Origin of the sequence: Mesorhizobium huakuii (assembly GCF_014189455.1) — a bacterium.
Classification (GTDB): domain Bacteria; phylum Pseudomonadota; class Alphaproteobacteria; order Rhizobiales; family Rhizobiaceae; genus Mesorhizobium; species Mesorhizobium huakuii_A.
In genome coordinates, this window is the sequence record NZ_CP050296.1 from 1,884,278 (window position 1) to 1,895,558 (window position 11,281).

Annotated in this window: 10 protein-coding genes; 4 read left to right on the plus strand and 6 right to left on the minus strand. The window is 63.7% G+C overall.

Features of this window, described 5'->3' with window-relative positions:
• Window positions 1–114: 114 nt before the first annotated feature.
• A complete protein-coding gene (locus HB778_RS09210; protein ID WP_183463222.1) occupies window positions 115–1,167 on the plus strand; it encodes a LacI family transcriptional regulator in 1,053 nt (350 codons plus the stop codon).
• Window positions 1,168–1,265: 98 nt separating this feature from the next.
• Here HB778_RS09210 and gndA read toward each other — a convergent pair whose 3' ends face one another.
• The 6 genes from gndA to HB778_RS09240 all read right to left on the minus strand — a co-directional run bounded on the left by gndA (window position 1,266) and on the right by HB778_RS09240 (window position 7,101).
• The gene (gndA, locus tag HB778_RS09215; RefSeq protein WP_183463224.1) at window positions 1,266–2,693 is read right to left on the minus strand and encodes an NADP-dependent phosphogluconate dehydrogenase; all 1,428 of its coding nucleotides are present in this window, start codon (window positions 2,691–2,693) and stop codon (window positions 1,266–1,268) included.
• Window positions 2,694–2,839: 146 nt separating this feature from the next.
• Window positions 2,840–4,468, minus strand: coding sequence for a copper resistance CopC/CopD family protein (locus tag HB778_RS09220; RefSeq protein WP_432421243.1), 1,629 nt, complete (start codon window positions 4,466–4,468; stop codon window positions 2,840–2,842).
• 60 nt (window positions 4,469–4,528) lie between these two features.
• Window positions 4,529–5,047 (minus strand): YcnI family copper-binding membrane protein, encoded by a 519-nt coding sequence (locus tag HB778_RS09225; RefSeq protein WP_183463226.1) that lies wholly within the window; start codon window positions 5,045–5,047, stop codon window positions 4,529–4,531.
• 39 nt (window positions 5,048–5,086) lie between these two features.
• Entirely contained in the window at window positions 5,087–5,626 is a 540-nt protein-coding gene (locus HB778_RS09230) for a copper chaperone PCu(A)C (RefSeq protein WP_183463228.1), read from the minus strand.
• A gap of 97 nt (window positions 5,627–5,723) precedes the next feature.
• Window positions 5,724–6,080 (minus strand): DUF2946 family protein, encoded by a 357-nt coding sequence (locus tag HB778_RS09235; RefSeq protein WP_183463230.1) that lies wholly within the window; start codon window positions 6,078–6,080, stop codon window positions 5,724–5,726.
• Between the two features lie 118 nt (window positions 6,081–6,198).
• The gene (locus HB778_RS09240) at window positions 6,199–7,101 is read right to left on the minus strand and encodes a GntR family transcriptional regulator (protein WP_183463232.1); all 903 of its coding nucleotides are present in this window, start codon (window positions 7,099–7,101) and stop codon (window positions 6,199–6,201) included.
• A gap of 253 nt (window positions 7,102–7,354) precedes the next feature.
• Here HB778_RS09240 and HB778_RS09245 point away from each other — a divergent pair, with 253 nt between their 5' ends.
• The 3 genes from HB778_RS09245 to HB778_RS09255 all read left to right on the plus strand — a co-directional run bounded on the left by HB778_RS09245 (window position 7,355) and on the right by HB778_RS09255 (window position 11,252).
• Window positions 7,355–8,860, plus strand: coding sequence for a UxaA family hydrolase (locus HB778_RS09245; protein WP_183463234.1), 1,506 nt, complete (start codon window positions 7,355–7,357; stop codon window positions 8,858–8,860).
• A 62-nt stretch (window positions 8,861–8,922) separates the two neighbouring features.
• Window positions 8,923–9,921: an aldo/keto reductase gene (locus HB778_RS09250; protein WP_183463236.1), complete on the plus strand. Its 999-nt coding sequence runs from the start codon at window positions 8,923–8,925 to the stop codon at window positions 9,919–9,921.
• Between the two features lie 335 nt (window positions 9,922–10,256).
• A complete protein-coding gene (locus HB778_RS09255; protein ID WP_183463238.1) occupies window positions 10,257–11,252 on the plus strand; it encodes an ABC transporter substrate-binding protein in 996 nt (331 codons plus the stop codon).
• Window positions 11,253–11,281 lie beyond the last annotated feature (29 nt).

The window sequence follows — 11,281 nt, forward strand, 5'->3', positions numbered from 1 at the left end:
CTGTAACGTTTCAGTATATTGCCACCTTCGCCGGGCTTAAAATTGTGCGACGCCGCAAATCGCGGCGATTGCCGACCCGCCCTGCGACTGCTATGCGCCTGACGGGCGGGACGAATGGACAAACGGCGTACGGAAAAGAGCGACGAGACGTCGGCCAAGGAGCGGCCAACGCTGAAGACGCTTGCCTTCATGACCGGGCTTGGCGTGACCACCGTATCGCGCGCCCTGAAGGACGCCCCGGAGATCGGCGCCGAGACCAGGCGCCGCGTCCAGCTGGTCGCCAAGCAGATCGGCTATCGGCCGAACCGTGCCGGCGTGCGCCTGCGCACCGGCAGGACCAATGTCATCAGCCTTGTGCTCAACACCGAGCGCGAGATCATGAGCTTCGTCTCGGACATTATCTACGGCGTTTCGGAAGTGCTCGCCGATACGCCCTATCACCTGATCGTCACGCCCTATTCGCGTTCACAGGATCCGCTCGACCCCATACGCTATCTGGTCGAGACCGGTTCCGCCGATGGCGTCATCATTTCACGCACGCAGCCGAATGATGCCAGGGCCCGCTATATGCTGGAGCACGGCATTCCGTTTGCCACGCATGGCCGCACCGACATGGGGCTGGTTCATCCCTATCATGATTTCGACAATCATGCCTTCGCGGTCGAAGCCGTACGACGCCTTGCGGGCATGGGGCGCCGCAAGCTCGCTCTGCTGACGCCACCCGTCGGACTGACCTATCACGGCCATACGGTCAACGGCTTTGCCGATGCGCTGAGCGAGGTCGGCGCCAGCGAGATCCCGTTCAGCACCGTATCGATCGACCATTCGATCGAGCAGATCAGGACGAGGACCGCGCAGCTGATGCGTCGCGATGTCAGGCCGGACGGTTTTGTCAGCAGCGCCGCCGCCGCCACGCTCGCGCTCGTCGCCGGCATCGAGGATGCCGGCCTCAAGCTTGGCCGTGACGTCGATATCGTCTCCAAGCAATCATCGGACCTTTTGCATCTGTTCCGGCCCGAACTGCTGATCGTCAACGAGAACTTCCGGCTGGCGGGCTCGGAGCTTGCCCGCTCGGTTCTCGGCTGGATCGGCGGCGCCGCACCCGGCTCGCTGCAAAGTCTCAGCGTGCCAGGCGAAGTTCTGGCTTACAAGCGTTCCACGGACTAGAGCAATTCCAGGAAAGTGTGAAGCGGTTTTCCGTCCGGAATTGCGTCAAAAACAAAGAGTTAGAGCGGTTCGCCGTTTCCGCGAAACGGCGAAATGCTCTAGCCCGCAGCGCCGCTGCCCCACGGGCCGTGGAATGCGCCCTGCTCGCCGATGCGTTCGAAGCCATGCGCACCGAAAAAGTCGCGCTGCGCCTGGATCAGGTTCGAGGTGCCGCGGCCCTGGCGATAGCTGTCGAAATAGGCAAGTGCCGAAGACAGCGCCGGCACCGGCGCACCGGCTTCGGAAGCCTTGGCCACGATACGCCGCAGCGACGGATGCGCCTCCTGCATCAATGAGATGAAAGCGGGCGCCATCAAAAGATTGGTGGAAGCGCCGCCGCTGCTGAACGCCTCGGCCATCGTGTCGAGCATCTGCGAGCGGATGATGCAGCCGGCGCGCCAGATCCTGGCGATGGTCGGCATCGGCAGGTTCCAGTTGAACTCCTTCGAGGCGCCGCTCATCACCGCAAAGCCTTGCGCGTAGGCGGCGATCTTGCCGGCGAACAGCGCCAGTTCGAGGTCGTGCAGCAGAGCGTCCTTGTCGCCGGAAATTTTCGTCACACCGATGTTGCCATAGGCCTTTTCTGCCGCCTGCCGCTCGTCCTTGATCGACGACAGCACGCGCGCCGCCACCGCCGCCTCGATCGCGGTCGCCGGAATGCCAAGCTGCTGCGCCTCGATGACCGACCATTTGCCGGTACCCTTCTGGCCGGCGCGGTCGAGGATGATGTCGACCACCGGCTTGCCGGTCTTGGGATCGTCGGCGGCCAGCACCTTGGCGGTGATCTCGATCAGGTAGGAATTGAGCCGGCCCTTGTTCCAGTTGGAGAACACCGTGCCGATCTCTTTCGGCCCCATGCCCAGACCATCACGCAGGATGCCGTAAATCTCGGCGATCATCTGCATGTCGGCATATTCGATGCCGTTGTGGATGGTCTTGACGAAATGCCCGGCGCCATCGGTGCCGAGCCAGGCGGCACAGGGCTCGTCCTTGAACTTAGCGGAGATGGCGGTCAGCACCTTTTCGACCCGCTTCCACGAATCCTCCGTGCCGCCGACCATGATCGACGGACCGTGCCGCGCACCCTCCTCACCACCGGACACGCCCATACCGATGAAGGTCAGGCCCGAGCCGGACAGTTCGGAGAAGCGCCGCATCGTATCGCGGAAATTGGCGTTACCGGCATCGATGACGATGTCGTTGTTTGACAGCACGCCGCGCAAGGCTTCGATCTGTTCGTCGACTGGCTTGCCGGCCAGCACCATGATGATGATCGGGCGCGGCGGCCGGATCGCGGCGGCAAGTTCTTCCAGGCTGTAGCAAGGGACAACCATGTCCTTCAGCGCGCCGGCATTCTCGACAAAGGCGTCGGTGCGTGCCCTTGTGCGGTTGAAGACGGCGATGCGGTGCCCGTGTTCGGCGATGTTCAGCGCCAGGTTGGAGCCCATCGTGCCAAGGCCGATCAGGCCGATTTCGGCTTTTTCCATCGTTTCTTCCCTGCTTTCGGATCTTGTTGGTTGGAGCCCGCGATTTGGCGGGATGATTGACGGGCCTTCGACGCCGCGTCAACCGCCTCGCCGAATTGTGTTGCAAGCAAGACACCCGGCCGCTTGGCAAGCGGCCATATAGACCATCACGGCCTGATGTCCACAGGCGCCTCGATCTTCACCATCTCGAAATCCGAGACCAAAATGTCGATGCGCACCATCCAGCGGCCGGGAACCGGAATGACGAGGTTGTCGACACGCCAGCTGCCGTCGCCGGGCTTGGTCGCCGCGCGCTTGAGCGGCTCGATGCCGGAATCGGGTTTCGACAGCACCAGCGTCACTTCCTTGGCGTCGAGCGGCCCGAAATCGCCGGTCATGATGATCATCGAGGCGGCGACCGGGCCGGCATGGCCTGGCGTGATGCTGAGATCGGCCATCGCCTGCAGCGCGTGGATGTGGACCGAAACAGGCTGCGCCGCCGCGATCGCCAGCGCCCGCGGCGGCGGCGTGAAGCGCCAGCCCGCGGCAACGCCGAAGATCGCCAGCACGATCAGCATTTCGACGCCGATCGAGCGGGTGAGCCTGCGCTGCACTTCCGTTGCTCCCGCCTCGGCCGAGGCGGTGAGTTTCCAGCGATTGACGGCGGCGAGCGTGAACAGGAAGACCAGCAGCGCAAGCTTGACCAGCAGCAACCGGCCATAAGCGGTGCCGATCAAGGCCGAGGGCGTCTGCACCTGGATGACGGCGAGCACGATGCCAGCCACGGCAAGCATCGCCACGACAGGCAGGATCGCTGAGGAGAATCGGCGCAGGAAACCGACGGCATCAGTCGTTTGCCGCTTCAGCGCGAGACCGAGCGGCACCAGGGCGCCGGCCCAGAAGGCGATGCCGACGCCATGCACGAACACCATCGGCCGCGTCAGCCATTGCGGCTCGGCCGCACTGGCGTGGCCGCTGGCTGCAAGCGCGACGCCGACGCCGGCAAGGCCGGCAAGGGCAAATGGCTTGGCGAACACACGCGGCCCGGCCAGCGACAGCAGACCGAGCCCAAGCGCAATCAGGGCGACCAGCACCGTCCAGCCGAAGCTGGTGCCAAGCCCGGTCCGCCAGATCACCGGCTGTGCCAGACGGGAAAGCGGCGCCCCGAGCGCGTCGAGTCCCTGAAAGCCGAGCGACAAGGGTGCCGCCAGCAGCCCAGACAGGATCGCGGCCGCGACAAAGCGTTGACCGGCTCGTCCGTCGCCGGCCAGCCAGGCAAGGGCAAAGGCGCCGCCGACGCCGAAGAAAAGACCGACGTAGAGCAAGACCTTGCCGATCCAGATCGCCGACCGCAGCGGCCAATCGACCGCTTCGGACACGACGGGCGGTTCACTTGGCGCGCCGATGGAAAACAGCAGCGAACCGCCGACCGGATGGCCGTCGGCGGAAATGACGCGCCAGCTCAGCACATGCGTGCCGGCTTTGAGCGCTTGCGGATTGTCGATCTCGACCGTCTGATCGGTGAGGCGGAAGGATGTTAGCGGGACAGGCGTGCCGTCCGGCTTCACCAGGGTCAGCACCAGCGGCGAAACCGGCTCGCTAAAGGTCAGCGAGAACCGCGCCGGAGCCTGCACCAGCACGGCACCGTCGGCCGGGTCGGTCTTAATCAACGCCGCATGGGCAAAGGCCTGATCTGTCGATGCCATGACGATAAGCGCCATGAGCAGGGCCAGCAGCCCACCGGCAATGCGGCCGAGGGACTTGCCGGTCGAGGCGGCCATATACGGGGAAGACATTGCGCTCATGTCATGCCTTGGCACGCGGCGCGCTCTTGCGAGAGCGCGCCAGGGAGAAAGCTATTTCTTCGGCGTGAGCTTGATGCCGGGCGCCGGGTTTTCGAGCGCGTTTTCATCCTGCCCGGTCGCCGGGATTTCGATCCAGCGGTCAGCGGCATCGCCGCACTCCTGCACCACCGGGAAGTAGAGTATTTGGCCGACGGGCAGGTCCGCCGTCAGCGTCGCGCGGAAGACGAACTCGTCATAGAATTCATCCGGCAGATTGCCGCCGCTCCAGTCGACTTCCTTGACGCCGTCGGTCACCGCCTGGCCATAGAGTTGGTAGGATTTTTCATATTTGCCCTTCTTGGTCTGCAGCGTCCAGCCGGGTTTCGGCATCGGCTTGACCGCGATCACCCCTTCCGGGATCTGCACGCGCACGGCGGTCGTCGCCTTGCCGTCGCAGCCATGGGGCACGCGCAGCACCGTCTTATAGGTCGAGCCAACCGCCGCTTCCTGGGTTTCGAGCGTGATGTGCGCAAAGGCGGCATTCGTCCCCAGCACCAGAAGCGCTGCGGCCGACAAAAGATACTTGTTCATGATGGTCCCTCTAGAATCTTGATCGGTACGATGGCCGGTTCAGTCGTTGTCTTCTTGAGGCGCCGCGCTGCCCATGGCCTGCACGGCGAATTTGATCGTCACCGTCCCGGCCTTTTCGAAGGTCAGCGTGGCGGCGAACATCTCGCCTTGCTTGGGTGGCTGCTTCAAATCCATGAACATCACATGATAGCTGCCGGGACCCAAAACGACCTTGCCGCCGGCTGGAATCTCCAGGCCGCCGACAACGGGCCGCATGGTCATGACGCCGTCCTTGACACCCATCTCATGCAGCTCGGCCTTGTCCGAAATGTCGGAGGAAATCGACAGCAGCCGGTCCGGCGCGCTGCCGTTGTTGGTGATGGTAAAATAGCCGCCGGCCACCTTGGCGCCGGCCGGCGTGGCGCGTGACCAGGGATGGCCGATCTCGATATCGCCGACCTTGAACTCATGCGCCAGGACAGACTGGGCGCCGACGAGCATGATCGCAAAAGCCAGCGCGACAGCGCCGAGATGCTCCTGGACGTGGGACAGAACGCGGCTGAACAGCGTGCCTGCCGCTACGGGGGAAGAATGGGACATGGTTGCTCCATGAAGTGGGGGTCGCGCCGTTGCCGGTCGCGAGTCGTTTGACCTTTGGATGGGTGCGCCCGCGAAAGGTTCCGACGGGCAAAAAGGCTCAGGCCGCCAGCGGCGGAGCGCGCGGGTTCGACGGCGAGCGTTCGCGCGCAAAGTCGAGATGAATGCTCGCCGGAAAGATGAAGGCGACCGCTTCAACGGAAAGGCTGCCCAGAGCGAGACCGGCATCGGGTGGCGGCGCGAAGGCCGATGAAAACATGCTGCAGCCAAGCGTGCAGCAGGCGGGCAGATGGGACGGGTGCTGGTCACCGCCGGGAAGCTGGGTGGCGCCATCGCGGCTACAGATGACGTTGCCGAAAGCGTCGAGCTGCGCGGCCTTCGGGCCGGTGCCGAAGGCGAACGCGCCGAGCGTCGACTGGAGCAGCAGCAGATAGGCCGCGACAAGCGCGGCCGGCATGCTCCAGCGTCTCCCCTGGCGGTTCAAGCCATCTGCCTCTTCAAGCAATTCCTGGAAGGATACGTATCATGGCAGCGGCAGGTCGAAAATCGCCAATTCGATGCTGCGGCAACGCGGCTCAGGATTTTTGCGGCGGACGGCTTTCCGGTATCGATGTCAGCAATGTCTGCCTTGCCGACTTCAGGTGTTTACGGCAGGCGGCGTCGACCTTGCCGAGATCGCGTGATTTGAGCGCCTCGATATAGGCAAGATGCTCACCGATCGCGACTTCGTTGCGCTCGCGCTCCTGCGCCTTGTTCCACTGGTAGTGGTAATGGAAGATCATGGCGATGACGTCATAGAAATCGACGATGAAGCGGTTGCGCGAGGCACGGTGAATGAGCCGGTGGAAGCGCTCGTCCAGCTCGGAAAACGCGTTGAAGCGCGTGGCGATCTCTCGTGCCAGCTGCTGGTGTTCGTCCTCCAGCCGTTCGAGATCGGCCCACACCGGGCTGTCCGTCGGCAGAGCGGCGAAGGCAGCCGCCGAGCGCAATTCGAACATCTCGCGGATCTCGGTCAGTTCGAGCGCGAAGGCCCGCGTAAAACCCTTCAGCACCCAATGGCTGTTGCGGCGCTTCTCGATCAGGCCGAAGCGCGAGAAGCGGATCAGGAACTCGCGCACGCTGGTGGTGCCGACGCCGATCTCGCGCGCCAGTTCAAGCTCGTTGATCTGCATGCCGGCCTCGGCGCCGCCGGCGAGCAGGCGCCGCATGAATGAGCGCTCGATGATCTCGGCCAGCGTGTCGGTCTCTTCCTCGGGGAAGAAGTCGTCGGGACGCGGGTCGCGCAGCACCGTCTTGGCGCGCTTGTTCCAGGCGATCAGCCCGGTTTCCTCCATGCGCGCCAGGATGCTGCGCACGGTGGTGCGGCTGACGCCGAGCAGTGTGCCCAGTTCCGGTTCCGACGGCAGGCTGCGCGTTTCGTCGAGCAGCCTGAGGCACCTGTTGTAGGCGTCCTTGTAGACGTTGTTGCTCTTCGACATCCCCTGACCCAACCATGCCGGCGCTTGCGGCGGCCGGCTTGAAGCGCAATATGACGTTCCCGTGACCCTGAGAAGCAGGAATCGCTTTCGCCGGGGTCCGGTTCATTGTTTGCAGCGCCACCACACATCCGGGGCACGCGGAACGCCCGCGAAAAAACAATTGACGCAAAACTGTTTTTTCACGATAAAAGACATTAACTCTTAACAGGCGCGTGTCAATCAGCGCATCCCAGGATCACCCAGGAAACCGCCCGTGAACGTCTCGAACACCATTCTTCTGTCCCCCGCCGACAATGTCGCCGTTGCCAATGGCCGCATCGAAATCGGCACCGCTTTGCCGGGTGGCGCGCTTACCACCGCAATCATCGAGCCCGGCCACAAGGTGGCGATCAAGCCGATTGCCGCCGGTGAAGCCGTGGTCAAATACGCCCAGGCGATCGGCCGCGCCACGCAGGACATCGCACCGGGCGAACACGTTCATTCGCACAATCTGGTGTTCGAGGCCGGGCGCCTGCCCGTGGTGCCGCCGAGCGAGGCCGAGCACGCGACCGAGGCCGACCGCGCCCGCACCTTCATGGGTTATCGCCGCGCCGACGGCCGCGCCGGTACGCGCAACTTCATCGGCATCATCGCCAGCGTCAATTGCTCGGCCACGGTCTGCCATTCCATCGCCGACACCGCCAACCGGACCTTGCTGCCGAAATATCCAGGCATCGACGGCTTCGTGCCGATCGTCCACGGTCAGGGCTGCGGCATGAGCGGCACTGGCGACGGCATGATGGTGCTGCACCGCACGCTTGCCGGCTATGCCCGCCACCCGAATTTCGGCGGCGTGCTGATGGTCGGCCTCGGATGCGAGGTCAACCAGCTCACCCTCTACGGCCAGAAGGGCGCGGCCGCGGGAAAACGCCATTTCAACATCCAGGACGCCGGCGGATCGCGCAAATCGGTGGAAAAGGCGATGGGCGTGCTGGCCGAGATCGCCGAGGAAGTCGGCCAGTTGAAGCGCGAGCCGATCCCGGTCTCAGAGATCGTCGTCGGCCTGCAGTGCGGCGGCTCCGACGGCATGTCGGGCATCACCGCCAATCCGGCGCTGGGCGCGGCTGTCGACATACTGGCCGGCGTCGGCGGCATCGGCATCCTCTCCGAGACCACGGAAATCTACGGCGCCGAGCATCTGCTCGCCTACCGCGCGGCGACGCCCGAGATCGCCAAGAAGCTCGACGGCTATGTGAAGTGGTGGGAAGATCACGTCGCCAAGCATGGCGCCTCGATCGACAACAACCCCTCGCCCGGCAACAAGCGCGGCGGCCTCACCACCATCCTGGAAAAGTCGCTGGGCGCGGTCGCCAAGGGCGGCCAGACACCGCTCAATGGCGTCTTCGGCTATGCCGAGAAGGTCACCGGCAACGGACTGGTGTTCATGGACACGCCCGGTTACGACCCGGTCTCGGCCACCGGCCAGGTCGCGGGCGGCGCCAATGTCATCGTCTTCACCACAGGTCGCGGTTCCTGCTTCGGCTGCCGGCCGACGCCGTCGATCAAGGTCGCCACCAACTCGACCATGTATCACCAGATGGAAGAGGACATGGACGTCAATTGCGGCGTCATCGCCTCGGGCGAAAAGACCATCGCCGGCATGGGCCGCGAGATCTTCGAACTGATCGTCGAGACGGCTTCCGGTCGCAAGACCAAGAGCGAGGATTTCGGCTACGGCGACAACGAGTTCGTGCCCTGGCACCTCGGCGCGACGCTCTGAATTCAACGCATATGTGGTAGAACTGCCGGGCTGGACTGCGCCCGGCAACGGGGAGGGTTTGCATGGAAAAACGCCGCATCGGCAACACCGCGCTCGAGGTCACCGAGGTCAGCTTCGGTGGTGCTGCGATCGGCGGCATCTACCGCGCCTGTTCGCGCGAAGCGGCGATGGAGACGCTGCAAGGCGCCTGGGAGGCGGGCTTGCGGTATTTCGACACCGCGCCCTTCTATGGTTTCGGCCTGTCCGAACGCCGCTTCGGCGACTTCCTGCGCTATAAGCCGCGCGATTCCTACGTGCTGTCGACCAAGGTCGGACGTCTGTTTCGCCCGGTGCCGGAAGGCCAGGTGCCCGATCATTCCTATGTCGATCCGCTGCCATTCGCGCTCGACTACGACTATTCCTATGACGGCATCATGCGGTCGGTCGAGTTCAGCTATGCGCGGCTTGGTCTGAACAAGATCGATATCCTCTATGTGCACGACATCGGCGTCTACACGCATGGCGTCGAGAAGACCGAGCTGCACTTTCGCCAGTTGATGGATGGCGGGCTCAAGGCGCTCGAGGAGCTGAAGCGGGCCGGTACGATTTCCGCCTATGGGCTTGGCGTCAACGAAGTCCAGATCTGCCTCGACGTCATGCGCCGGGCGCCGCTCGACTGCATCCTGCTCGCCAGCCGCTATTCCTTGCTCGACCGCAGCGCCGAAGCCGAACTGCTGCCGCTGTGCCGCGAGCAGCAGACGTCACTGGTGATCGGCGGCGTCTTCAACTCCGGCATATTGGCGACCGGGCCGGTGCAAGGCGCGCATTTCGACTATCTGCCGGCCAGCCGCGATATGCTCGACCGGGTCGATGCCATGGAGAAGATCGCCGGCGAAGGCGGTTACCCTCTGGCGGCGGCAGCGTTCCAGTTTCCCCTGCACGAACCGACGGTCGCCACCGTGCTGACCGGCACCGCCAAACTGGCGAACCTGACACGCAACCTCGACCTGCTCGACATCGACGTGCCGGAGACGGAATACCAGAAATATCGTCCCTACACGGTGGTGCAGGAGCTGGCGTGAAGGCGGCACTATGGGCTTTGGTGGGAGAGGCACGACTTCACAAACCCGCGACCCGGCAGAAAGAATGAATGTTCCATATTGACTAACACATGGAATTAATATTCCATGTGTTAGCGGAACGGAACGGGAGCGTTTGGCTGCGTCCGGGGAGGAGCGGCGTGTGAATGTGTCTGTGCCCGCCATGGGAGGTCGGGTGCGAAACACCGCTTGCATCGTCCAGGTCGATGCACTATCAAAACAGCGTAAATGTTTTTTATTGATAAAGTTCTGTTTGGGCCACGCCTATCCGAACGGAGCTTCCGTAACGTTCACCAGGCGACTTAGGGAGGAATCCTATGAAATTCGTGACCAGCATTCTCAACCGCCGCGCCGTGATGGCTCTGGCAGCAGCCTCGATGCTCGCCGGCGTCATGCATTCGGCGCCGGTTTCGGCGGCGGACGTGACCATTCCGATCATCGTCAAGGACACCACGTCCTTCTACTGGCAGATCGTGCTCGCCGGTGCCCGCAAGGCCGGCAAGGATCTCGGCGTCAACGTGCCGGAGCTCGGCGCCCAGGCTGAAACCGACGTCAACGGCCAGATCTCCATCCTTGAGAATGCCGTCGCCGGCAACCCGGCCGCCGTCGTCATCGCGCCGACCGAAGCCAAGGCGCTCGGCAAGCCGATCGACGAGGCAGCAAGCAAGGTCAAGGTGATCGGCATCGACTCCAGCGCCGACTCCAAGGCCTTTACCTCGTTCCTGACCACCGACAACGTCCAGGGCGGTCGCGTCGCCGCGGACGGTCTTGCAGCGGCCATCGGTGCGGCCAATGGCGGCAAGGTCGAAGGCAAGGTTGCCCTGATCACCGCGCTGCCCGGCGCCGGCTCGCTCGAGCAGCGCGCCCAGGGCTTCAAGGAACAGCTCAAGGCCAAATATCCCGGCCTCGAACTGGTCGCCGACAAATATGCCGACGGCCAGGCCACCACTGGCCTCAACATCGCGACCGACCTGATCACCGCCAATCCGGACCTGAAGGGCATCTTCGCCTCCAACCTGATCATGGCACAGGGCGTCGGTCAGGCGATCGCCGAGAACAAGCTTGCCGGTAAGGTCGGGCTGATCGGCTTCGACAGCGACGAGAAGCTGATCAAGTTCCTCAATGACGGCGTCATTTCCGGCCTCGTCGTCCAGGATCCCTATCGGATGGGCTATGACGGCATCAAGACCGCGCTCGCCGCTTCGAAGGGCGAGAAGGTCGAGGCCAATGTCGACACCGGTGCCAACCTCGTCACCAAGGCCAATATGAAGGAACCCAAGATCGACGCGCTGCTCAACCCGAAGCTCAACTGAGCCTTCGCGTAGCCGCACCCGTTTCCGGG